Origin of the sequence: Dyadobacter soli (assembly GCF_900101885.1) — a bacterium.
GTDB classification, from domain to species: Bacteria; Bacteroidota; Bacteroidia; order Cytophagales; family Spirosomataceae; genus Dyadobacter; species Dyadobacter soli.
Map to the genome: position 1 here is coordinate 19,336 of NZ_FNAN01000032.1, position 24,486 is coordinate 43,821.

Genomic DNA, 24,486 nt, shown 5'->3' on the forward strand with positions numbered 1-24,486 from the left:
TTAAAAGGCCAGGTTTACGCCGAAAAGGTAGGACGAAGTGCTCACCGCCGTGCCGTAAGTGTTAGTAGCGGGCCACTCGGGGTCGAAACCTTCGTATTTGGTGAAAAGCAACGGGTTGGTAGCCGTCGCATACACGCGCAGATTGCTGATTTTCAAGCGTTGGATCAGGCCGGAAGGCAGGTTATAACCGAGCGTAATGTTGCCCACGCGCGTAAAATCAACTTTACGGAAGGTCGGGATCACGGTGTACGGACCAGGGTTTCCGGGACGGAACCAGGTCTGCGAAGGGTTCTCCGGCGTCCAGTAATCGACTTTCACCTGGTTGTAATCCGAATTGTAGTTCATCAGCGTGGCATCGAAAGAGCTCTGGAATTGCTCGCCGCGGCGGGTGTACACCATAATGTACAGGTCGAAATTGCCGTAACGGAATGTGTTCGAAAGTGAGCCCGTCCAGCTGGGAACGCGCTTGCCGATGATCTGCCGGTCGGCCGCATTGATCACACCATTGTCGTCGAGATCCTTCACGCGGATCTGACCGGGCGTCTGGTTGTATTTTTTCGCGGTTTCTGCCTCGGAGGTCTGCCAGATACCGTCGAATACGTAGTTGTAGTTCACCTGCACCGGCTGACCGATAAACCAGCTGTTACCCACATCGTCCTTCTTGCCGCCATTCAATTCCAGAATGCGGTTTTTGTTGGAATCGAAGATCACGTCCGTCTTCCATTGGAACTTCCCTGCCACCACGTTGATCGAGCTGATACCTAGCTCGATACCCCGGTTGCGCAGCTTCCCGACGTTGTCGGTAATGGAGCTCCATCCCGAAGGCGCAGGCAGCTGGCGACTAAGTAGTATATTGTCTATCAACCGATTATAAACGTCCACACTACCGGTAATGCGGTTATTGAAGAATCCGAAGTCCACGCCGACATTGACCTCACGCGTCGTTTCCCAGGTCAGGTTTTTGTTGGGCAACTGGCTTGGTGCGTAACCTTGCGCAAAGTTGCCGCCGAAGTCGTAGAATGTCTGTCCCAATGCAGCCTGTGTCGAATACGGGTCTACGCGGTCGTTGCCGGTCACACCGTAGCTCACCCGTAATTTCAGGTCGGTGATTTGGCGTACCTGTTTGATAAACTGCTCCTCCGACAACCGCCACGCGAACGACGCCGACGGGAAAAAGCCCCATTTGTTACCCTCGGCAAGACGCGAAGAGCCATCCCAGCGGCCGGTAGCGGTAATGAGATATTTGTCTTTGAAACTATAATTGACCCGTCCCATGGCCGAAGCGAGCGTGGTTTTGGTGTAAGAAGAACCATAAGCCAGCACGCGGCCACCCGTCGCAAGGTTGTACCATAGCGATTTGTACGGAATGCCATCGACGGTGATGTTGCTCGTCTCGCTGCGGTCTTTCTGCATACTTTGCACGAGGGTCGCCGTGAGCTTGTGCACGCCAAACTGCGCGTCGTAAGTCGCCTGGTTATCCCAAACCCAGGTCAGGTTCTCCCGGGTCGTGTTCCCGGCCTGCGTGGGTACCGATCCGCCGAGCGACTGTTTTGTGAGCGGCCCGAAATAGAAACCGCTTCTTTCCGTGGAATAATTCGGTGAAATGGTCGATTTCAAGGTCACGTTTTTGATCGGCGCGAACTGCACGTAGATGTTCCCGAATGTGCGCGCATTGCGTACTTCACGCACCTCGTTGTCCTGGTCGAACATCGGGTTGGTGACGGCATTCGTCGTGTACACGCGGAATGCGGGCGCGCCGGTTTCGTCGTACGGGTAAGTCATCGGCGGCAGGCGGTAAGCCGAGCGCAGCGCTTCGGAGCTTCCGAGGTTTTGGAGGTTTTGGGAAAAATAAACATTCAAACCCGCTTTCCATTTGTCGGTAATCTGGCGGTCCACATTGCCGCGCAGCGTGTAGCGCTTGAAGCTCTCCGGTTTCACATTACCATCTTCCTGCAAAAGCCCTGCGCTGATCGCGAAACGTGTTTTCTCGTCACCGCCGCTTGCGGTAATGTTATGGTTCATTTGCAGGCCGTTTTTCAGGATCAGTTTGGGCCAATCGGTAAACTTGCCCTCATCGATGTTTTTCCATTGATCGGGCGTAAAAAAGGCGGCATTGTTTCTGGAAATATCCTTTCCCTGCGCTTTGAACATTTCGGTGCGGAAGGCCACATACTCGGGTCCGTCGAACATTTCGGGCAGGTGCGTTGGCGTACGCACACCCGCATAGGCGTCGTAAGAAATGGTCGTTTTGCCCGATTTCCCGCGCTTCGTGGTCACGATCACCACCCCTTTCGCCCCGCGCGAGCCGTAGATGGCGGTTGCCGAAGCGTCTTTCAGAATATCGATTTTCTCGATGTCGGCCGGATTCAGCTCGTTGATACCCGAAGTGGAAGGAATTCCGTCGATCACGAACAAAGGCGAGTTCGACCCGCCAATGGAGCTGACGCCGCGGATATTAATGCTGTAACCGCTCCCCGGCTTGCCCACATTTTTCACCACCACCACACCCGGCATTTGTCCCTGCAATGCACCGGTAGCGTCGGGCGTAGCTGCACTCGCGATTTTAGTATTGTCCACCGAAGCGATCGCTCCCGTCACATCCGATTTCTTGATAGCCCCATAACCTACCACCACAACTTCCTCCAAAACCTTGTTATCATTGGCGAGCTGCACATTGATCGTCGTCTGGTTTCCTACCGTCACTTCCTTTTGCGAATAGCCCACATAGCTGAAAACCAGCACCGAAGACTGATCCGGGATATTGAATGTAAATCCGCCATCCACGTCCGTCACCGTGCCGCGCTGGGTACCTTTGAGGATAATGCTCACGCCTGGCAGGGCCTCGCCTTTATCGTCGGTCACTTTGCCGCTTATGGTAATATCCTGATGCACACGCGCTTCGTCTTTCGCACCAGGCTTCGCGCCGGAGCTGTTCTTTTTGAGAATGATAAATTCGCCGCTCGTTTGATAACCGATGTTATAAGGCTCCAAAACCTCGCGGAGCACATTTTCCAGCGACTCGTTCTTCACTTTCACCGAAACTTTCGCGTCGGCGGGGAAAATGCCGGGGAGGTAGGTAAACTTCACATTCGCCTTATGCCCGATCATCGTCAGCGCCTTCGTAATGTCGCGGTTGCTGATCTGCGCCGTCACTGTCCTTTTCATCAAATCCTGGGCACTTCCGTCCCTGGCAAAGCCCAGCGTCGCCAGCGAAAGGATGATGATTATGGGAACACCTAGTATTTTCATGATGAGCATCGGTTTGGGAACCGTCTTGAAAAACTTTTGCATATTTTTACCCGTGTTTTGTTTTAAATGCTTTTGAAATGGAACATAGGATTCCCTGTCCCTGCCGCAGGCAATGCCTGGCAGGAAAGTCATTTCGCGATGCTTTGGGAATCATTCAGAACCGGACGCGTGGCAGCGCTTCCGGTTTTTTGTTGGGGATTGAATGGGTCTAATGTCTGGTCATGGTGGCTGGGGTCTATGGTTGAATTTTAGTTAAAAGAGGTCAGAGGTCGCAAGCGCCTCCGGTAATGACGATTTCAGTCCCGAATACTTCATAGGTAGCGCCGACCGTCTGGCAGATGATGTCCAGCTTGCGGAACATCGGCATATCGCCCAAGGGCGCGGTGAGTTTGCACGATTCGAATGCGGCATTGTCGTAGCGGATCGTCACGCCGTAAGCCGCTTCAATGGTATGGAGCACGTCTTTTACGGAGGTATTATCAAAATAAAACTCCTTCGCCTCGCCCGTACCACCCACCTGAACAGGCTGAGCAACAAGGCCTTTCGCAAACACACTGGTATTCGCATCAAACACCACCTGCTGGTTCGGAACGAGGAAAACGGGCTCCTTGCCCTTCCCGACAGTACCAGCGGCAAATACCTTCACTTTACCGGACATAACGGTCACCTTACTCTTGATTTTGCCGGTATTAGAAGTCACACGGAAGCTGGTACCCACCACTTGCACGACGATTCTACCCGCATACACGATGAATGGTTTGGCAGGATTTTTCGCCACATCGAAATAGCCTTCACCATCGAGATATACCACCCGCTGATTGCCCGGAAAGCTGGAATAACTGAGCTTGCTACCGGGTTTTAGCTGTACCGTGGAGCCGTCAGAAAGTCGGATAGTTTGCTCTTTCGGAGTTGCATTGATGGTCTCTTTCAGTTGAACGCTGGCCACGCTTACCTGCTCGCGGTATACTACCGGTTCGTCCCTAAACGTCCTGCGAAAGTTCCAGGTCAGCCCGCCAACGATGAGAATGGCTGCGGCGGCCATCCACCAGCGGTACAGTGGTCGTGCGGGCCGTTCGGCAATGCTTTCCGGCTCGGCTTCATCGATTGCACCGGACACATTGGCCCATACTTTCTCCCGAAGCCCGGGTTCCGGCTGGTCCTGCATTTCGTGCAGCGACGCCCACATTGCCCGCGCCAGCCGCAGCTCGCCCGATTTATGAGGATATTGTGCCTGGAAATCCGTCCAGAATTCCGCCTCTTCCTGCCCGCTGGAAGCAACCCAGCGGCGGAAACGTTCATCCGTTAGAAAATCCTCAGCTTTGAAATCACCGTAATTTTTCGACATCTCACTTTTGCATTATATACATACAAAGGAGGCTTTTCCCGGGTTGACCCAAAGAAGTTGGGAATTTTTTTTGACCGCCGACCGCTGACCGCCGACCGCTGACCGCTGACCGCTGACCGCCGAAGGATAGTTGCAAATGCAACGTCCCGTTCCGCTGATGGTAAATTTTCTGAACCCAGTTTTGAAAATGACATTAAACAAGTGATCGGCGGTCAGCGGTCGGCCGTCGGCGGTCGGCCGCAGGCCTACTCCCGGCCGTCACACATCAATGCCACACAAACGCCAACGCCAATTCAAAAACTGTGTAGAAAAGCCGGGAATTCTTGCGGAGCAGGGTCAGGGAATTGTGCAGCGTGTTGCGGACGGTTTTGTCGGAAACGTCCATGATTTCGGCGATTTCGCTGATGCTGAAATTTTCATAGTACCGCAGCGTGATCGCTTCCAGCTGCCGTTTGGGGAGGTTTTGAAGTACGGCTGCGAGCTTTTGCCCGAGCTCTTTTTCGTCGTCGTGAACGCTATACTCCTCGCCCGGATGCTCGTACTCGTGCAGGAAGGCGTCCAGCCCTACTTTCGGGAAAACTTTTTCCTTTTCGGTAATGCGGTAAATGTCGCGGCGGAGGCTGCGGAAGAGGTAAAATTTGATATTATCGACCGGGGAAACGTTGGCGTGGCTACGCCAGAGATTGATAAAAAGGTCCTGGATGGCGTCCTCTACGCGGGTTTCGTCGGCGATGAAACGCTTGCCATATGCATACAAAGTATCGAAATGCGATTCATAGATCGTCGCAAAGGCCCGTTTGTCGCCCGACCGAAACGCATTCCATATGTCGATATCCCGTTGCAAATCTTTTTCCGCTAGCAGAGAGTTTGACGGTGAAAAGCGGGATTCGCCCCTAACTACTATATTTTTTCCCTTAATTTTTATAAAACCAATATTCGGGCAAATATCACGTTAGTTCTATATCGGTTACATCGTGCTTGGGCATTTAGAAAACGGAGCGCAGGTAAGGCTATGGTTAATGACCGCCGACGGCCGACCGCTGACCGCCTATTGCTGGTTATGTTCTTCATACAAAAATCCGAGAATACGCATCGTCGCCAGTCAAGCGATCGGCAGTCGGCCGTCAGCGGTCGGCCGTCACAACCGGTACCTATCCAGCACAGCCCCATTCAACTCATGCCCCAACCCCGGCGCGTCGGGTACGCGAATGAAACCGTTTTCAAACCGCTCGGCCGGCGATAGTAATTCCGCCCGCCACGGTACTTCGCCGTAGGCATATTCCAGAATCGAGAAGTTGGGAATGGAGGCGCATACCTGCACGCTGGCGGCGGTGGAAACCGGGCCGCTGGGGTTGTGCGGCGCAATAGCGATGTTGCCTGCCGTTTCGGCCAGCGCGGCTATGAAACGCAGCTCCTGAATGCCTCCGCAATGCTTCACATCGGGCATGATCACGTCGAGGGCGCGTGTGGCGATCAACTCGGCGAAGCCCTGCCGGCCAAATATGGATTCGCCACCTGCGGATGGCTGCTTCGTGGCATCGGTAATGGCGCGGGTTTCTGCCGGGAATTGCTGCGGGTCGACGGGCTCTTCGAACCAGTACAAATTGGATTTTTCCAAACGTTTAGCCGCAGAAATGGCCAGGTCCTGGTTCAAATGACTGTGCACGTCGATCAGTAGATCGGTATCCGGACCAATGGTTTGCCGGACGGCCTCGATGCAGTTGATCGCATAATCGATATCCGACGCGATCTGCGCTTCATTGGAACCTTTCAAAGGCTTCATATCATCGAAAGGTGCCAGCTTTACGGCTTTGAAACCACTTTTCAATGCATTTTCAGCATTGGCCTGGAACGCGGGGATCAAGCGACGACCGTTGGCATCGCGCTCATTGGTCGCGCGATTGATATTGGCATACACTTTCAACTCATTACGCAGCTTGCCGCCTAGCAGCTCGTACACCGGCACGCCAAGGGCTTTGCCTTTCAGATCCCACAAAGCATGCTCGATGGCGCTGAATGCGGTAATGGCAATCTTGCCGCGTTCAAATGCTTTCTGGAAACCGCGTTGCCGGTATTGCTCCACGGCAAACGGCGATTCGCCTTTCACGAGTTGAAACAAACTGTTCAACTCGGTTCGCAACCGACTGCCGCCATCCTTCACAGCCGCCGAGAACCCATGCGACGCTTCGCCGAGCCCGGTAAGGCCTTTATTTGTAATGAGTTCCACAAAATGCCAGTTACCACGCTGGTTTACTTTCACTTCATGAGTGCGGATGCCGGTAATGAGGAGCTTCGCATCCCGCGCAGGAAATTCGAGCGCGAAGGCGGGGAGAAAGGCGGCGTTCTTTAAAAATTGGCGACGGGACATGGGAGGTGGGGTATGGTGGACGTTTGTGCGTGTTGACCGCCGACGGCCGACCGCTGACCGCCGATTGCTGGTTATGTTCTTTAAAAAAAACCGAGCATACGCATCGTCGCAGTCAAGCGACCGGCGGTCGGCCGTCAGCGGTCGGCGGTCAACACACTAATTCTCCGGTGCAATCGGCAACGGCAAATAATCGCGGTTCAAAATCATCCATTCCTGCAAGCGGGTTTTCAGATCGTGCTCGACGGAGGCTACTTCGGGCTTGCCGGAGAGGTTGTTGGTTTCGTCCGGATCGGCCTGCAAATCATATATTTCAAACATTTTACGGCGATCGGCGAAAAGGAGTTTGTCATACTTTTCGGCCAGTTTGCCTTCCGCGTGCTGCTGTTTCAGTTCCAGCCAGAACGGCTGACCGGCGAAATCGACCGGATGGTAGGGAATCTGCCAGATCGCATTGTAGATCAGCTTGTATTTTTTATTAAAAATCGTCCTGCCCAGATCGAAATTGGAAGAATTGGTAGGTAATCCCTGCCCATGCGCGCCGCGAACGGCGAAAATGTACTCGTGGCCGCCCTGCTGTGGATCGGTGAATGCGGGTGTAAGGCTTTTACCGGTAATATCTTTCGGAACGGGCACACCTGCAACGTTCAGGAATGTCGGGGCAATGTCGATCCCGGACACGAGCACGTCACTCACTTGCCCGCCTTTGATCAGTTTCGGATGACGGATGATCAGCGGCACGTGGATGCCCAGCTCGTACAAAGTACCCTTGCCGCGCAGCAATGCACCACCATTGTCGCCGATGAACACGACGAGCGTATTTTCTTCCAGTCCGCGTTTTTTCAAATCTTCCAAAACACGGCCAACATCGCCATCGAGCCGCTGGATTTCACCGAGGTAGGAAGCAAAATCCGCCCTGACGCCCTTCGTATCGGGCCAATGCCCGGGTAATGTGAGCGATTGCGGATCGGGTTCGAAGTTTTTGGCATTGAAAACCCGGTGCGGATCGCTGTAACCTACCTGCACGAAGAAGGGCTTGCTTTTGGGGGCCTTGTCGAGAAACTCGGTGTATTGCTGAAAAATGCTGTCGCGGTTGCCGGTCGCATTCAGGTAGTCGACACGGTTTTTGAATGTTTCCAGACCATATTTTTCCAAAACGGCCACCGTTTCAGGCACGCGGCGGTTACCGTCGAGGTGAAAGTTCCGGCCGAGAATGCCGGTATGATAACCGCCTTTGCGCAACAACTCGGGATAGGAAGTTACCGAAGCGTCGAGCGGGGCCGAGAAGCGGGTCATCTGCACATCGAGCGTGTTGCGCCCGGTCATGATCGCCGCACGTGAGAGCACGCATTGCGGGGCGGTCGTGTAGGCGCGCGTGAAGCGGATGCCTTCCTGCGCGAGCCGGTCGATATTCGGTGTTTTGATCTGCGGATAACCGTAGCTGCTCAAAAACGGTGCACTATGGTCGTCGGAAACGATGAGGACGATGTTGGGTGGCTGCGGGGCTTGCTTTTTCTGGGCGTAGGTGGGGCATGATGCGGCATGCAGGAGCGCTGTGGCGAATAGGAGTTGTTTTAGCATAATTGTTTTTTTGACCGCCGACGGCCGACCGCTGACCGCCGATTGCTGGTTGTGTTCTTTTATAGATCCGAGAATACGCGTCGCCGTCCTTCAAGAGATTGACCGCCGACGGCCGACCGCTGACCGCCGATTGCTGATTATGTTCTTTTATAAATCCGAGGATACGCATCGCCATTCAAGAGATCGGCGGTCGGCCGTCAGCGGTCGGCGGTCAACTCTACATAATACGGCCCCGTCACCCCTCCCTGCCCTTCAAACCACGATTCCACGACATAGTCCCCCTTTTTCAGCCATATCCTGTTGATCGCTACCGCATTATCTTCACCCTTCGCCAATGCGCTTCGCTGAATGTGCCCTAGCCGTATGAGGCTGCGCGTTCCTTTTGCGATAGTGCCGGTGTGGATCGAGCGGAGGTTGTAGTAGCCGTCCTGCGCGATAGTAATGTTCCAGTAGCCGGTGGCCTTGTCGGCGAGCCAGGCGCCCATGTTGGTACCGTTGAGGTCCTGACGGGTGAGTATGGAAACGGGTTCGTGTTCCGAGCCTACGATAATGCGGCGCGGGGTGAGATTAGGGCTGTTGGAAATGTCGTTGAAAACGCTGTCCAGGCCCTTTTTTAATTGTTTCGCTAACGCGGGCTGCGATTGAACAAGGTTGTTTTGTTCAAACGGATCTTTGTCGAGGTCGAACAGGCCGAATGTGTTCAAATCGTCGCCGTCGGCATTGGATGCTACCAGTTTGTAATTGTCTTGATAGAATGCGGCATTGCGGTAAGGTTCCGGCCAGCCGCGGTTCCAGGAGTTATAAAATTTACGGGGAGCCGGTGCCAGCTTGCCCTGAATGGTTTTTAATGCAGCGCGGCCATCGGTTTTGATGTTGGCGGGTAAAGGGATTTTCACTGCCTGCAGCAAGGTAGGCACCACATCGATATGTGCCAGCAATGCATTCACTTCTTTGTTGGGTTCAAAAAGACCAGCACCCGAAATCAGGAACGGTACGCGGGTACCGCCTTCCCACGCACTGCCTTTCAACCCGCGGAAACCGGTATTGAAGCGGAGTTGCTGGTTACCATTATCGGTCAGGAATATGACGATGGTGTTTTCTTCGAGACCTTGCGATTTCAGTTCTGCCAGAATGCGGCCCACGTTGTCGTCGATATTGGTGGCCATGCCGTACACTTTGCGGGCGTCGGCTTTGTCCTTGTCGGTCATTTTGGCCCAGGCTTTGCCTTCCTGCCGGTCGGTTTCCGTATCGAATGCGAGGTCTTTGTACATATCCTCGTACTTTTTCGGGAGTTGCAGCGGGGTATGCGGCGCATTGTAGGAAACGTAAAGGAAGAACGGCGAGGCGCGCTTTTGTTTCAAAAAAGTCAGGGCCTGATCGGTAAAAACATCGGAGCAATACCCCTGCCGCTGCACTTTGCGGTCGTTTTCGTATAAAGTGGTATTGAAATAACTGCTGTCTGTGCGGATGAAATTCTCGTAAAAATCGCCCGGCTGCCCTACCCCGCCGCCACCATGAACGAGGCTGTACTGAAAACCCTGGTCCGACGGCCGGAACGGATAGTTATCGCCCAGGTGCCACTTCCCGACAATGCCGGTCTGATAGCCGTTTTTAGAAAGGATTTCGGCCAAAGTCACTTCCTCCGAGGCCATGATCGCCCCGCCATTATAGGTGTCGTGCACGCCCGTGCGCTGGTGATACCGGCCCGTGAGCAGGCTCGCCCGCGTGGGAGCGCATACGGGAGAGTTATGGTAGTTGGTGAGCCGCGTCGAGCGGGCAGCCAGTTGGTCGATATGCGGTGTTTTGACGTGCGGGTTTCCCGTAAAACCGAAATCGCCGTAACCCTGATCGTCGGTCATGATGAGCACGATGTTGGGTTTTGCGTTTTGCGGTTTCGTAGCTGTTGGACCGCCGACGGCCGACCGCTGACCGCCGATGTTGGGCTTTTGACCATGGGCCATCGACCATGGGCCATGGATTGCCGTGAGAAGCAGTAGTAGCATGATCGACTGCTTCATTTCGTGTCCTGCTTTTTGGGATACACCTTATCGATGGACGCGCCTTCGTCGCCCTGCTGCTTCATCCAGCCTTCGAGTTCGGCTCGGAGCGTGGCAATGCGTTGGGCATATTCCGGTTCGGAGGCGAGGTTTTTTAGCTCGAACGGGTCTTTTTCCGTATCATAAAACTCCACGGCCGGACGGTTCTCGAAGCGGTCGGTAATTCTTTTTGCATTCGGGTCTTTGGTATCGTCCACCCACGAAAACCACACGGTATTGCGGTCCTTGCGGTTGCGGTCCATCATGAAGCGGTTGTAGTACGGCTTGTCTGAAACGAGATTGAGGATCAGTTTGTAACGATGATCGCGGATGCTGCGGATCGGGTACGGATCGCCTTCGGGGATATTGTTGTGAATGCCGTAAACGTAGCTGCGCGATGCTTTGCTTTTGCCTGAAATGACAGATAAAAAGCTGCGGCCGTCGAGACCTGCAATGGGCTTTCCGCCCGCAATATCGATGAGTGTCGGGGTAATGTCCTCGTATTGCACCAATGCATTGGTTTCCGTGGCAGGCTTTACCTTACCCGGCCATTTGACGAGCATCGAACTGCGCTGGCCGGTGTCGTACAGGTTCCATTTGGCACCTGGAAATTGCGCGCCTTGCTCGCCCAGGAAGATCAGGATCGTGTTTTTGTCCTGGCCGGTCTCTGTCAGTAATTTCTGAATATCGCCGACCTGGTCGTCGAGCCGCCTTACTTCGGCGAGGTACTTGACAAACTGCCTCCGCGTAACGGGCGTATCCACCCAGTTGGCGGGCAGTTTCAGTTTGGCTGCATCGAATTCCGTTGTGTCCCCTACCGTCCAGGGCGCGTGGGGATTAATGCTCATGACGAAAAGACAATAGGGCTTCTCGCTCGCGGTAATGTATTTTTTGATGTCGTCGAGGCGGTAATCGTCCGTCGGCGCCACGCAATTGGGCTCGAAACCATCGACAATATCGAATGGGAACACGGTTTTGGGCTTCGTCACATGGTCCTTACCCGTCAGCCCCACGCGGTAACCGAGATCGGCCAGGTAATGCCCTACACTTTTCAGGTTGTCATACACCGGCTTATGGTTCTGGAACGAACCATGTCGCACCGGGTACAGACCCGTAAACAGCGACGCCCGCGTAGGCACGCACATTGCCTCGGACGTAAAAAGGTTATGAAATTTCAATCCGTCCTTCGCTAGGGCATCGATATGCCTGGTTTTCAGGTTCTGGCCGCCATAGCAGCTCAGTTGCCGGCTATCCAGGTCGTCGGCCATGATGATGACGATGTTCGGTGCTTTGCCGGTGGGGAGTTTGGCGGCGTCGGTTTTCTGACCGCCGACGGCCGACCGCCGACCGCCGAGTGCGGGAATGTCACGTGCGATGCGGTGTGGGCGCGTAGCAGTTGTTACCAGACCGCCGACGGCCGACCGCCGGCCGCCGACTGCGGGATCGACGCCGGTAATCAGCAGCAGCACGTTGAGAATAATGCAGAATTTAAAGATGTTGAGCATTGAAATGGTGGTTGTCGGTTTGATTTTCAGGCAGTACAAGTGACCGGCGGTTTGCGGTCGGCCGTCGGCGGTCACTCTTTCAAAGCACACAACCGACTGAATACTACTGCCAAAACCGGAATTACAATGCAGTTACCTCAGGCTCGTCGAGCAGCACCTCCTGCCTCGAACGCAGCCTTTCGACGAGCGAATCGTAATGCAGCAGCCCGGCCGCTTCCACCACCAGCACCCCCACAAACTCGCGCCCGCGGCCAATGATGTTCAATCGTTGTATCTTGACTCCCTTCACCGATTCCACCAATGTGGTGATATGGTGGACGCTCAGTGTTTCAGGGTATGTCAGTTTGAGTTGATAAGTCCTCATGCGCCTCGTTTTTAGTCGTTATGATTTATTAATCTACTATTTTTATAGATTTAATATACAAATATAGTAATGTAGATGTGCCGTACAGATACAAAAGCTGAAAGATTTGGGAATGTACCACTAGTGGGAAGTGGGGGAGGTGGCCTTGCAGAAACTAAGACCCAAATTCCCCCAAAACCTACCCTTTGACCTTACAATAAGAACCGGGAACCCCCTAGCGGCATTTTTTGTACTTTCATGTTATGAATACTAAAACGGCGTTTCCGACTCTTGGCATCGATGCTTTCGACTCTTCTGCGGAGTCGGGTTACAGGCTTTTGCGCCATGAGCTGGATGGGAAAAGCCGGATCGACAAGCCCCATAAGCACGATTTCTTCATGCTTTTCGTCGTGAAAAAAGGCGGTGGCACGCATTCCATCGACTTCGCCGATTACGCTGTGGCCGATGGGCAGGTGCATTTGCTGTTTCCGGGCCAGGTACATCGCTGGGAGCTCGATGAGGGTACTTCGGGGTTTCAGCTGATGGTCGGGCGGCGTGCTTTCGAGACTTCTTCCAACTTCTTGCGGCTCTCGTTTATAGCCTACCGGAACCACCCGGTGATCGATCTGCCGCAAGCCGTTTTCCAGGCATTGTGCTATGAGCTGGAAGCCCTGGGAAGCGAACTGGACACGACCATGGTTGACTGGGATATGGTACAACTCCGCAGCCGGGTGGCTTTACAGCTCGTGAGCCGCGAGGCGGAGCGCATTTACGAGGATATCGGCACTTACCGCGCCAACCCGATCCTGTTCAAATATCACGCTCTCGTCGATACCCATTTCCGGACGCACAAAACGGTAGCATTCTACGCCGATCAACTCAGCATTTCGCCCAATTACCTTAACATTCTCTGCAAAAGGCATTTACACGTTCCGGCCACTTTCCTCATTCACAATCGCGTCGGTTTGGAAGCCAAGCGTTTGCTGCTGGTCTCGGGGCAATCGGCGAAGGAGATTGCATTCGAGCTGGGTTTCAGCGACCTTCCTCATTTTTCCAACTTCTTCAAAGCCCAGACAGGCCTGTCGCCCCGCGCATTTCGTAATTCGTTATAAATTCTACAAGTTTTAGCATAAATAGCGCATCGCTCGAAAAGGCGGTTGGGATTAATTTTGCATAAACCTTAATCCCAGGCAGATGGAATCTATTTCCCGCAAAACATTCATTCAAAGTTCCGGCTTGCTGCTCGCAGGCGAAATTCTGGTCAGAAAGCCCAATGCACTCGCCGCCGACATGGCCGTGCTTACGGAAACCGGCGCCCGGGCGGCGAAGAAATGGACACTGAAAAATGTGCGTTTGGAAACAGGTTTTGTATATGAAGACGACGAGGTAATTGCAACGGAAGCAGGACTTTTCCGCGTTGAAATCGAGGATGGCAAGATCAAAGCCGTACTACCGAACGATCCCAAAGCGGATGCGACCGATGCCAAAGGCCAGCTGATGCTTCCGGCGTTCAGGGATATGCACATTCATTTGGACAAAACCTTTTACGGCGGCCCGTGGAAAGCGAGGCTGGCGAAAAACCGGTCGGTGAAGGATATGATCGCATTCGAGCAAAAGACATTGCCGGAACTCCTGAAAACCTCCACTTACCGCGCCGAAAAGATCATTGAACTGCTGCAATCGAAGGGGACGAATTTTGCAAGAAGCCACGTCAATATCGAACCGACGTCGAAGCTGGATTCGTTGAAAAACCTTCAAAAAGCGATTGAAAATAAGAAAGATTCCTTCGGGACGGAGCTCGTCGCATTTCCCCAGCACGGGGTTTTCTATTCGCATTCCGAACAATTGATGAAAGAAGCGGCCGCGATGGACATCGACTTCATCGGCGGCCTCGACCCGAATGCGATCGACGGCAGCGTGGAAAAACAGATCGATTTCATCGTACAACTCGCGCTGGACCATGGCAAAGGCATTGATATTCACCTGCACGAAGGCGGCGAACCAGGCTTGCGGACGGTCGAGTACCTGACGCAGAAAGTGGTCGAAAACCCGGCGCTGGCGGGCAAAACGTTCCTCAGCCATTGCTTCGTACTAGCACGCCTCGAAAAACCGAAATTGGAAGAAACGGCCGAAAAACTCGCACACGCACGCGTAGGCGTGATTTCAACCGTTCCGTTCGGCAGCATGATCATGCCCATCCCGACGCTCTACCGCCACGGCGTGACGGTGATGACCGGGAACGACAGCATTGTGGATCATTGGAATACATTCGGTTCCGGCAGCGTGTTGCAGAAATCGAACATGATGGCGCAGCTGTACGGCCAATCGACGGAACTGGACCTGTCGCGCTGCCTCAAACTGGCGACCTGCGGTATCCTGCCGCTCGATGATAAAGGAAAGCAGCAATGGCCCAAGGCCGGCGACGAAGCAAGTGTGGTGTTGGTGGATGCCAGTTGCTCGGCCGAGGCTGTTGCGCGTGTTTCGCCCGTGAAGGCGCTAGTGCATTTGGGCAATTTGGTTTACCGGAAATAAGTATTGTCAGGTATTGTCAAGTATTGTCAGGTATTGTCAGAAGGAGTCAGGTATTGTCAAAAGGAGTCATTTATGGTCAGGAGTTGTCATAGATAAGCCATACATGACTACGCATGACCACCCATGACTACACATGACCACCCATGACCACACATGACCACCCATGACACCCACTACGGAGACACAACTTGGTCAATATTAACCACTTCATTACCTATTTTAGCAGGTCAGGCGCAAGATCGGGCAAGTATATTGGAAACGCTATACTTTGCACTATCAATCCTGAACGCCAAGCTAACCGGTCATGAAACGTCACTACCTCCTGACATTTGCCTTTGTTGGAATACTTCAATTTCTGAACTATTCTCCGGGCATCGCCCAAAAGAAAGCGCTGTACATTCCAGCCAAAGCCATGCGGGTGCCCGACGGCAACGATTACAACAGCGAGGAAAGCGAGTTCAGCTACAAGCGCATGGCGGAATCCGACAATATCGCGATCTTCTGGCATAAGGAATTTGGCAAAGACCCGATGGCTAATCCTGACCCTGCCAAGCGTTTCGATGTACAAAATGCATTGCGGGAATGCGAGCGGTTTTATGACTACTATGTCAATGATCTGAAAATTGTCCAAAAAGGCCAGTCGCTGACCGACCAATATAAAATGATCCTGTACGTGATCGGCGGTAAGGAGCAAACGGCCTTTGGCGGTGGGGTCGAGAACAAGATCGGTATCCTCTGGACTCCGGCGGTGCGGATGTCCAAAGCGCCTTATGGAGCCCTCGCGCACGAGTTGGGGCACGCGTTCCAGTACATGTCGCGCTCGGATGCGAAGGCGGGCCCGCGCGGGCCGATCATGGAAATGTCAGCCCAGTATATGCTCTGGCAGGTGTACCCCGAATGGATGACTTTCGAGAACTACCATTACGTCAGCTACCTCAAAAAGACGCATTTCGCATTCCTGCACCCGCAGAACATGTACCATTCGCCTTACGTGCTCGAATATTGGTCGGAGAAGCACGGCAAGGAGTTTTTCGGCACATTATGCCGCTCCACGCAGGAAGGCGAAGACCCGGTGATGACCTACAAACGCCTCAATAACCTCAGCCAGGAGGCATTCAACGACGAAATGTTCGAAGCAGCGAGCCGGTTTATGACCTGGGACCTCAAAAGGATCGAAAAAGTAGCAGCGCATTATGCCGACAAGCATTCCACCAAACTTACCGCAACGGAAAACGGCTGGTACCAGGTCGATTCGCTGAATGCACCGCAGAATTACGGCTACAATGGTATCCAGCTCGCCGTTCCGGCAGGCGGCAAAACGGTAACCGTTGATTTCGAAGGCATTGCAGGTGTAAAAGGTTACAGCGATGTCAAAACCGACAAAGCAGGTTGGCGTTACGGCTTCGTGGCGCATACCCAAGACGGCAAGCGCGTTTACGGAAAAGCAGCGCGCGAAGCGAAGGGCAAGGCTACATTTAAATTACCGAAAGACACACAATATCTCTGGCTGGTCGTCAGCGGCGCGCCTGCGGAGCATTGGCCGGTGGCATTCGGGAAGCAGGCGGCCCAGCAAAAGGAGGAGCAGTGGCCTTACCGCATCAAGCTGACCGGCACGACGCTGGCTGAAAAATAACGTTGGCATCTCAATTCAAACCATTCATATTCAAACTCTTGTCTTCCCTGGCGGCACGCCGTATTTTTTCCTGAACGCATTGCTGAAATGCTGCACCGAAGAGTACCCCAGCGCTTCGGCCACGTTTTTAATCGGGATGCCGTCGAGCAATTGCTGCTTTGCCTTATGTAGCTTAATATCACTCAGATAGCCAAAAACGGTTGTCTGGTAAAGCTCCTTGAAACCGTTTTTGAGCTTAAATTCATTGATACCCACCTGTCTCGCAAGTTCCTGCAACGTAAGCGGCTCGTCGGTGTTGGCTACGAGCAGGTCCTTCGCGTGGTGAATGCAATCGATGTCGTATTTCGATTTCAGAACAGACTGCGCGCCGCCTCTGTCGAATGCCAGGCTCGCCCGTGCCTGTAATGTGAGGAGTTCGAGGCATTTGGCATTGAGGAACAGTGCTTTCAGGCCGCCTTTGAAATTACAATTAATAATGTCGGACACGCATTGCCGGATCTCGTGCGTCATGGCCATATTGGTCTCTGCCAATGTAGCGAAACGTCCGGCGGAAACCTGCTCGCAAAAGCGGTCGATCATCTCGCCATTGCCGGAGAGTGCTTTGATGAAATAGTCCTTCGCAAAATGCAATTCCAGGAATTGATAACCACCATCCTCATGAAACTGCCCGGTACCATCGAACTCCGGCTCGTAAATAATATTGTGCTCCTGTGAGCTGAACCGGTAGGATTTCCCGCTGACGAAATTTTCGAGCCGCCCGCCGCCGGAAATGCTGAAATGCAGCTCCACGAAATCTGGCGCATCGGTAGAGCGGAAACGCAGGCGGTGCTTTTTCAGGGCCACGTCTCCGTATACAATGTAAATATCAGGCAAACTAATCTCCACAATCTCGGCATCGCCAAAGAAAAAGCTATGCTTTTGACGATGCTCGGTCACCAGCACCGGACCTGCCGTTACTGCCTCAACATCCGGCAGGTCAGCCGACCGTCCCAACGCCCGCAGCTCGATCCAGGGGCCTTCATTGTGACAAATACTCATTCCCATAATAATCCCTTTCGTGTTAAAAGCTATCCGGATTATGTAAAAGCGCTTCCGCCGAATGGCCGCACCTTTGATCAAAACTACAACTGTTTCAGGCACTTTATCAACAAGCTTACATTTAATTTCAGTTCTATGAGTCATGAAAATCAGCCCAAAAGCGGTATCAGCCGCCTTTTGGAAATCGCGGGAACGAAACGAAACCTGCTGATCGTCGCCGGTGTGCTGGCGGTGGCGCACGCATTGCTTTCGATCGTTCCCTATGCATTGGTGTATTACATTATTGATGCGCTGCTGGCGACGCCGATGGACGTGGAAGTGGTGCGCCTTTACATTTTCCGGTCGGTATTTGCGGCGGTTGCCGCCTATGTGCTGCTCTACGCGTCGGGAATGGCTTCGCATGTGGCGGCGTTCAATATCCTGTACGAACTGCGGCGGCAAATGGCCGACAAGCTCGGGAGGCTGCCGCTGGGGTTCATCAACCGGTCGAACTCCGGCGCATTGAAAAAAATCCTCGCCGACGACGTGGAACGCATCGAGAATTTCATCGCCCACAGCATTCCCGATTTGGTCAAAGCCGTAGCATTGCCGGTGGTGACGCTCGGCTACCTGTTTACGGTAAACTGGCAACTGGCGCTCACGAGCTGCATTCCCATTGTGCTGCTGGCGGTGATGATGCCGTTTATGTTTGGCAAAAAATTCAAAGCCATGCTGGCGGAATACCACACTTCGCTGGAATCGATGAATTCGGGCATCGTCGAGTTCGTCAGGGCCATGCCGGTGATCAAAATCTTCGGGCATAATGCCGAGCGTTTTGATAAATACAGCCAGGTAGTCCACCGTTTCAAGCAAATGGTGATCGCCTACAACAGCACCGCATCGCCCGCATTCGGGGTATTTATCAGCTTCATCAGCAATGCCACATTACCGGTGCTGGCAGTCGGCCTGTACCTGTATTTTTCCAACGGGATCACCTTATCGACGCTCTTCCTTTTCCTGATCCTCGGCGTAGGCTACATCCGTCCGCTGTTCGCACTCAGCACGTTAGGGCCACAAATTTCCGTGATCAGCCACGGCGTGACGCGGCTGGACGAAATCCTTTTCGGGCAAGAACAGGAAACCGAGGGCGATGCGCATATGGGCATGGATTTCAGCGTACAGTTCAAAAACGTCTCGTTCGGCTATCAAAAGCACCAGTATGCATTGGATAATGTGAGTTTCGAAGTACAGCAGGGCACTATTACCGCGCTGGTAGGGCCATCTGGCTCGGGTAAATCGACGGCCGCGCAACTGGTGGCACGTTTCTGGGACGTTGATAGCGGCGCTATCCTGATCGGCGGGCAGGATATCCGCAAAATCCGGCCGGAAGAGCTTATGCGCAACGTCGCATTCGTATTCCAGGACAGTTTTATGTTCGAGCAAAGCATTTTTGAAAACATCCGCATGGGTATGGACCGCACCCGCGACGAGGTGATCGAAGCCGCCAATGCTGCCCAATGCCACGCATTTATCGACCGGTTGCCATTCGGCTATGATACGCCCTGGGGGCATTCGGGCGCACACCTGAGCGGGGGCGAGCAGCAGCGTATCCAGCTCGCGCGGGCCATTCTCAAAGACGCGCCCATTCTCGTACTCGACGAAGCCACGGCATTCAGCGATCCCGAAAACGAATACCTCATCCAGGCAGCGCTCAACAAGCTGCTTTCCAACAAGACAGTGATCGTCATCGCCCACCGGCTGAGTACCATCACGGCTTGCGACCAGATCGTGGTCATGCGCCAGGGTGCGGTGGAAGCCAAAGGCACCCACGAAGAGCTGCTTGCCGAATGCCTCATGTACACAGGTATGTGGCACGCGCACACCCGCGCAGGCGACTTCGCATTGAATTACTGAACGACCATTCCAGAACAGGAAGATTAATATTTAAGCAATGATCAAAAACCTTTTTTATACATTCAGAACAGCTCCCGTCACCGTGCGCAACAGCATGCTGCTCGAACTCCTGCACAGCCTTTTCATAGCAGTACCCACGGGTTTTCTGCTCCTCATTATCCACGAACTCTTCTCGCCCACTCCCGACCCCGGGAAACTCTGGATGTATGTAGGCATTATGGTGGCGCTCATAGCCGTTCAGTTTTTTGTGTCGGTCAAAAACATCGTTCATAGCAACAACATGACCTACACGTTGTCTACTAACCTGCGTGTTGCATTGGGTAACCATTTGCAGCGCATTTCGATGGGCACCTTCAAGCAGCGCGACCCGGGCGAGCTGGCCTCGGTGGTGTTGCAGGATGTGGCCAATTTTGAACTGATTTTCGGGCATACCATCGGCAATATGGCCGGTGCGGTGTTTGCGACGCTCATCGTGTCAGGCTTCCTGCTCGTTACCGACTGGCGCCTGGCGCTGGTACTGCTTGCCGCATTGCCGCTGGCCTGGGTGCTGATCCGCATTTCGGATTACTTGGTCGTGAAGCAAGGGCTGAAACACGTGCAGGCACGCAACGAAACCGGCGCGCGCTTTCTGGAATATGTGCAGGGAATAAGGCATATCAAATCGTTCGGCATGACGGGCGAACGATTTTCCGGCCTCCAAAAAGCGCTGGACGATTTTCGCAAGGCGAGCATTAAAACCGAAGCCATCCCCGGCCCGTTCGTGCTCACGGCGGGGCTGGTGCTGGAACTGAGTTTCCTGCTGATGGTCAGCCTGGCGCTCACCTACCTGGTCGCGGGTAACCTGTCCGTACCTGCGCTCATTACGTTCCTGATCGTCGGGTACCGGCTCTTCGAACCGATCAAAATGCTGCTGGTCGACTATGTGATCCTGCGGTATATGAACATCAGCCTCGACCGCATTGTCACGCTCCTGCGTACGCCCGTGCAGGCATCGGGGCGCGAGCTGCAACCCGTGAATTTTGACATTGCATTCCAAAATGTAGGTTTCGCCTACCACCGCGGCCAGCATGTGCTCAAAGACATTTCCTTTCGCGTCCCGGAAAAGAGTATGACGGCACTGGTAGGGCCGTCGGGCTCGGGCAAAACGACCATTACCTCGTTAATCGCCCGGTTCTGGGACGTGCAATCGGGAAGTATCGCAATCGGCGGTGTGAATGTGCAGGACATGCGGCCCGACGATGTCTGCGCGCTCGTGAGCGAGGTATTTCAGGAGGTGTATTTGTTTGACGATACCATTTATAACAACATCCGGTTCGGCCGCCCGGACGCCGGTGAAAACGACGTGCTCGACGCGGCGGAGAAGGCACGGGTAATGGATTTTGCCTGGGAGATGCCCGACGGCCTGAATGCACGCGTCGGCGAAGGCGGCAACCAGTTATCCGGCGGGCAAAAACAGCGGATCAGCATTGCCCGTGCATTGCTCAAAAACGCCCCGATCATTCTGCTCGACGAAGCTACCGCTTCACTGGACCCGGAGAACGAAATCTACATTCAGCAGGCGATCCAGGAACTCGTGAAAGACAAAACGGTGATCGTCGTCGCGCACAAGCTCGCGACCATCCGCCATGCGCACCAGATCATCGTCCTCAATGACGGCCGCATCGAAGAACAGGGTGATCATGAAGCATTAATGCAAAAACAAGGGTTGTACCACCGCCTGCACCAGATACAGCAGCAGAGCGGTGGCTGGCGGATCGAACACAAAACGCCTTATTTCCAGGCCGATTCCGCGGTGTAAATTTCCAGGTTTTTGACCTCGATGCGGTTACCCCAGAAATTGAGCACCTCTTTCGCGTCGGAAACCGGCTTGCGTTGCAGCGAATAGGAATAGGCCCCATTGTCGATAAATACCTCGACGGTAGTACGGTCTACGTAAATATCGGCGGTGATTTCCATGCTGTTCATATCCTCGGGGGAGTAAAATACGCCGTTAACGAGGTTGGAATTCATGTCGTAATCCAGTATCCGCTGGCCAAAGAGCGAAAGCCCGGCGCTGGTGGCGTGCGAGAGTTTAATGGTTGTCTTAATGCGGAACTGATCGGTAGATTTCACCGATTTCAGTTTCGCATTAGCTTCCTCCGCTGGCAGCGCGGACCATCTGCCCGCATTCTGGAACAACTGTTCCGTTTCCTTCACCGGCTTGCTCGTCAGCCGCAGGCCGCTTTTCGTAGTTTTCAATTGCAACTCGGTAGGCAGCAGCATCATACCGTTAAAAGGCATGCCCGCATGCGACACCCTTCCCCAGCCGATCTGAATGCGGCGGGGGTCCGTTTCGGGCATGCTGGCGAAAGTCTGCGCGGCGTAAATGCTGCCGGTAGTGTAGTAATGCTTGCCCGACTCGGGTTTAAATGTTTTCCCATCAAAAGAACCGATCATATAGCTGGCCGAAGCGCCGTACATGACCCATTTGGTTTTGCTTTTGTCGCCGTCGATGGGTAGCTCAAACAGATCCGGACATTCCCAGAAGCCGGTCAAATGGCTCTGAAATTGCCATTCTTTCAGGTTTTTGGAGGTGTAAATGGAATGACCATCCCGCTCGTTGAGTACCATTATCCAATGCTTTGAGGGCTTGTACCAAAACACCCGCGGGTCTCGCGTGTCCTTGCTGTTCCATTTGGCCTTTGAATCGATCAGCGGATTTTTGCTATACTTGGTCCAGGTACGGCCCTTGTCGAGGCTGTAAGCCATGCATTGCACCTGCTTTTCAGGATTATCGACGGTGAAGAAGGCTACCATCGCGGGCGTATTTCCCTTGTTGAAACCGGCCGTATTGTCGTAGTCGATGATCGTGGAGCCCGAGAACATGGTACCCATCGAATCCGGCGACAATGCGGTGGGCAGCTCCTGCCAATGCACCATATCCTTACTCACGGCGTGTCCCCACGACATGTTCTCCCATTCACGCTCGTAAGGGTTGTGCTGGTAAAAAAGGTGGTATTCGCCTTCATAGAAAATCATCCCGTTCGGGTCGTTGATCCAGCCGCGGCGCGTAGTGAAGTGGTATTGCGGCCGGTTGCGCTCGCGGTACACCGAGTCTTCGCCTGCAAAACGATCTTCCTGGAAGATTTTGGCAAGACCATCCTGCTTACCGTCGTAGCTGATGGATACGGTTTTCCCCTGCAATGCGGTAACATCACAAAACACCCAGTAGTCGGGCTTGCCCGAAGCCAGCCGTATTTTGAACGACCGTTCAGGTTTGCCGTTTACATTGAAATGCATTACCGCCCGGTCGTCGCTTTGGGACACGGGCAGGTTGAGGTACCGTTTGGAAATGGTAATGGAAGTATTTTGTGCCAAAAGCAACTGGCTCCCGCACGCACATGCGAACGCGAGGGCAATGGATCTGAGTTTCGGTTTCATCGGAATATGAGTAGTCACCACAGTGAAGCATTTTTCCAATGAATTTTACTTGGCAAAACAATAGCGTTTGCCTTCCGGGCTACGCGATCAACCCCTGGATAACCTTGCCGTGCACATCGGTAAGCCGGTAACGCCGTCCCTGATGCTTGAATATCAGCTTCTCATGATCGAGCCCGAAGAGATGCAGCAATGTCGCCTGGAAATCGTGTACATGCACGCCGTCCTTTACGACATTGTAGCTGAATTCGTCGGTTTCGCCATAAACCTGCCCGGTTTTGATGCCGCCGCCGGTCATCCACATCGAAAAGCAGCCGGGGTGATGGTCGCGGCCGTAATTGTCGGCGGTGAGCTTGCCCTGCGAAAAGCTCGTGCGCCCGAATTCCCCGCCCCACACTACCAGCGTATCTTCCAGTAACCCTCGCTGTTTCAGGTCCTTCACCAATGCAGCCGAGGCCTGGTCGACGTCCCGGGCCTGGCTGGCGATGTTTTTGGGCAAATTACCGTGCTGGTCCCAACCCATGTGATAGAGCTGGATGAACTTTACATCTCGCTCGGCCATGCGCCGTGCGAGCAGGCAGTTGGCGGCGAAAGTACCCGGCCTGCGGGCGTCTTCGCCGTACATTTTATAGATGTACTCGGGCTCACCGGAGGTATCCACAGCGTCGGGCACGGATGTCTGCATTTTGTACGCCATTTCGTACTGGCTGATCTTCGACTGTATTTCCGGATCGCCCCAGAGCGTGAACTGATGCTCGTTGAGCTCCTTAATGCGGTCCAATGCACGGCGGCGGTCTTGCTTATGCACGCCGTACGGGTTTTGCAAGTACAATACAGGGTCTTTCCCCGCCCTGAGCTGCACGCCCTGGTGATGCGACGCCAGGAACCCATTGGCCCAGGCGGCCGTGCTCAAAGGCTGGTCGCCGCTTACCCCTTTGGAAATCAATACCATGAAATGCGGCAGGTTCTGATTGTCGGAACCCAGCCCGTAACTCAGCCACGAGCCCATCGACGGCCGCCCGCTTTGCTGCGAACCGGTTTGCACGAACATCACCGCCGGTTCGTGGTTGATCGCTTCCGTAAATACCGACTTCACGATGCACAGATCGTCCACAATGCCCGCGGTATAAGGCAAAAGCTCGCTCACCCACGCGCCCGAATGGCCATATTGTTTGAAATCATAAATGGATTTGACCAACGGAAATGTCGATTGCCCCGCCACCATCCCCGAATTCCGCTGCGTCGATTTGATCGAATCCGGAATTTCCTGGCCGTGCCATTTCGCCAATGCGGGCTTGTAATCGAATGTTTCCAGCTGCGAAGGCCCGCCGCTTTGGAAGAGGTAAATGATCCGTTTCGCTTTCGGAGAGAAATGCGGACCACGCACAAACGGCGCCACAGCCGGCTCCGCATTGCCCTCGTCACGCCTGCCGACCCCGGTACTGCCCTGCAAAATGCTGGAAAGTGCGATGGAACCGAAACCGAGGCCTGCCTTTGTGAGAAAATCCCGGCGGTTGAGTTGCGTCAATACCTTTTTCAAATCTTCCAT

General features: G+C 53.8%; 16 protein-coding genes. 5 read left to right on the plus strand and 11 right to left on the minus strand.

Annotated features, from left to right (window positions below; all coding sequences use genetic code 11):
* The 8 genes from BLQ88_RS34580 to BLQ88_RS34615 all read right to left on the minus strand — a co-directional run bounded on the left by BLQ88_RS34580 (nucleotide 1) and on the right by BLQ88_RS34615 (nucleotide 12,445).
* Nucleotides 1-3,381 (minus strand): TonB-dependent receptor, encoded by a 3,381-nt coding sequence (locus BLQ88_RS34580; protein ID WP_229212986.1) that lies wholly within the window; start codon nucleotides 3,379-3,381, stop codon nucleotides 1-3.
* Between the two features lie 130 nt (nucleotides 3,382-3,511).
* The gene (locus tag BLQ88_RS34585) at nucleotides 3,512-4,594 is read right to left on the minus strand and encodes a FecR family protein (RefSeq protein WP_090157593.1); all 1,083 of its coding nucleotides are present in this window, start codon (nucleotides 4,592-4,594) and stop codon (nucleotides 3,512-3,514) included.
* 265 nt (nucleotides 4,595-4,859) lie between these two features.
* Complete coding sequence (locus tag BLQ88_RS34590) at nucleotides 4,860-5,438, minus strand: RNA polymerase sigma factor (protein WP_176885192.1); 579 nt, start codon at nucleotides 5,436-5,438, stop codon at nucleotides 4,860-4,862.
* 294 nt (nucleotides 5,439-5,732) lie between these two features.
* The gene (locus tag BLQ88_RS34595; RefSeq protein WP_090157595.1) at nucleotides 5,733-6,962 is read right to left on the minus strand and encodes a mandelate racemase/muconate lactonizing enzyme family protein; all 1,230 of its coding nucleotides are present in this window, start codon (nucleotides 6,960-6,962) and stop codon (nucleotides 5,733-5,735) included.
* Between the two features lie 156 nt (nucleotides 6,963-7,118).
* Complete coding sequence (locus BLQ88_RS34600) at nucleotides 7,119-8,540, minus strand: sulfatase family protein (RefSeq protein WP_090157596.1); 1,422 nt, start codon at nucleotides 8,538-8,540, stop codon at nucleotides 7,119-7,121.
* A 197-nt stretch (nucleotides 8,541-8,737) separates the two neighbouring features.
* Nucleotides 8,738-10,543: an arylsulfatase gene (locus BLQ88_RS34605; RefSeq protein ID WP_218132984.1), complete on the minus strand. Its 1,806-nt coding sequence runs from the start codon at nucleotides 10,541-10,543 to the stop codon at nucleotides 8,738-8,740.
* Between the two features lie 11 nt (nucleotides 10,544-10,554).
* A complete protein-coding gene (locus BLQ88_RS34610) occupies nucleotides 10,555-12,081 on the minus strand; it encodes a sulfatase family protein (protein ID WP_229212987.1) in 1,527 nt (508 codons plus the stop codon).
* A gap of 121 nt (nucleotides 12,082-12,202) precedes the next feature.
* Nucleotides 12,203-12,445, minus strand: coding sequence for a hypothetical protein (locus tag BLQ88_RS34615; RefSeq protein WP_090157598.1), 243 nt, complete (start codon nucleotides 12,443-12,445; stop codon nucleotides 12,203-12,205).
* A gap of 242 nt (nucleotides 12,446-12,687) precedes the next feature.
* Here BLQ88_RS34615 and BLQ88_RS34620 point away from each other — a divergent pair, with 242 nt between their 5' ends.
* The 3 genes from BLQ88_RS34620 to BLQ88_RS34630 all read left to right on the plus strand — a co-directional run bounded on the left by BLQ88_RS34620 (nucleotide 12,688) and on the right by BLQ88_RS34630 (nucleotide 16,589).
* Nucleotides 12,688-13,536, plus strand: a complete 849-nt coding sequence (locus tag BLQ88_RS34620; protein ID WP_090157599.1) for a helix-turn-helix domain-containing protein — start codon at nucleotides 12,688-12,690, stop codon at nucleotides 13,534-13,536.
* A gap of 82 nt (nucleotides 13,537-13,618) precedes the next feature.
* Nucleotides 13,619-14,956 (plus strand): amidohydrolase family protein, encoded by a 1,338-nt coding sequence (locus BLQ88_RS34625; RefSeq protein ID WP_090157600.1) that lies wholly within the window; start codon nucleotides 13,619-13,621, stop codon nucleotides 14,954-14,956.
* Nucleotides 14,957-15,260: 304 nt separating this feature from the next.
* Nucleotides 15,261-16,589, plus strand: coding sequence for a DUF6055 domain-containing protein (locus BLQ88_RS34630; RefSeq protein WP_090157601.1), 1,329 nt, complete (start codon nucleotides 15,261-15,263; stop codon nucleotides 16,587-16,589).
* A gap of 30 nt (nucleotides 16,590-16,619) precedes the next feature.
* Here the strand turns inward: BLQ88_RS34630 and BLQ88_RS34635 are convergent, their stop codons facing one another.
* Nucleotides 16,620-17,633 (minus strand): helix-turn-helix transcriptional regulator, encoded by a 1,014-nt coding sequence (locus tag BLQ88_RS34635; RefSeq protein ID WP_176885193.1) that lies wholly within the window; start codon nucleotides 17,631-17,633, stop codon nucleotides 16,620-16,622.
* Nucleotides 17,634-17,762: 129 nt separating this feature from the next.
* On the opposite strand from BLQ88_RS34635, the gene BLQ88_RS34640 reads away from it, so the two are divergent.
* Nucleotides 17,763-19,520 (plus strand): ABC transporter ATP-binding protein, encoded by a 1,758-nt coding sequence (locus tag BLQ88_RS34640; RefSeq protein WP_218132985.1) that lies wholly within the window; start codon nucleotides 17,763-17,765, stop codon nucleotides 19,518-19,520.
* 37 nt (nucleotides 19,521-19,557) lie between these two features.
* Nucleotides 19,558-21,318 (plus strand): ABC transporter ATP-binding protein, encoded by a 1,761-nt coding sequence (locus BLQ88_RS34645; RefSeq protein WP_090157603.1) that lies wholly within the window; start codon nucleotides 19,558-19,560, stop codon nucleotides 21,316-21,318.
* On the opposite strand, the gene BLQ88_RS34650 is transcribed toward BLQ88_RS34645, so the two are convergent.
* Nucleotides 21,291-22,940 carry a glycoside hydrolase family 32 protein gene (locus tag BLQ88_RS34650; RefSeq protein WP_090157604.1) on the minus strand — a complete coding sequence of 550 codons (1,650 nt, stop codon included), beginning with the start codon at nucleotides 22,938-22,940 and terminating at the stop codon, nucleotides 21,291-21,293. The genes BLQ88_RS34645 and BLQ88_RS34650 overlap by 28 nt on opposite strands.
* Before the next feature lie 79 nt (nucleotides 22,941-23,019).
* Nucleotides 23,020-24,486: a DUF1501 domain-containing protein gene (locus BLQ88_RS34655; protein WP_090157605.1), complete on the minus strand. Its 1,467-nt coding sequence runs from the start codon at nucleotides 24,484-24,486 to the stop codon at nucleotides 23,020-23,022.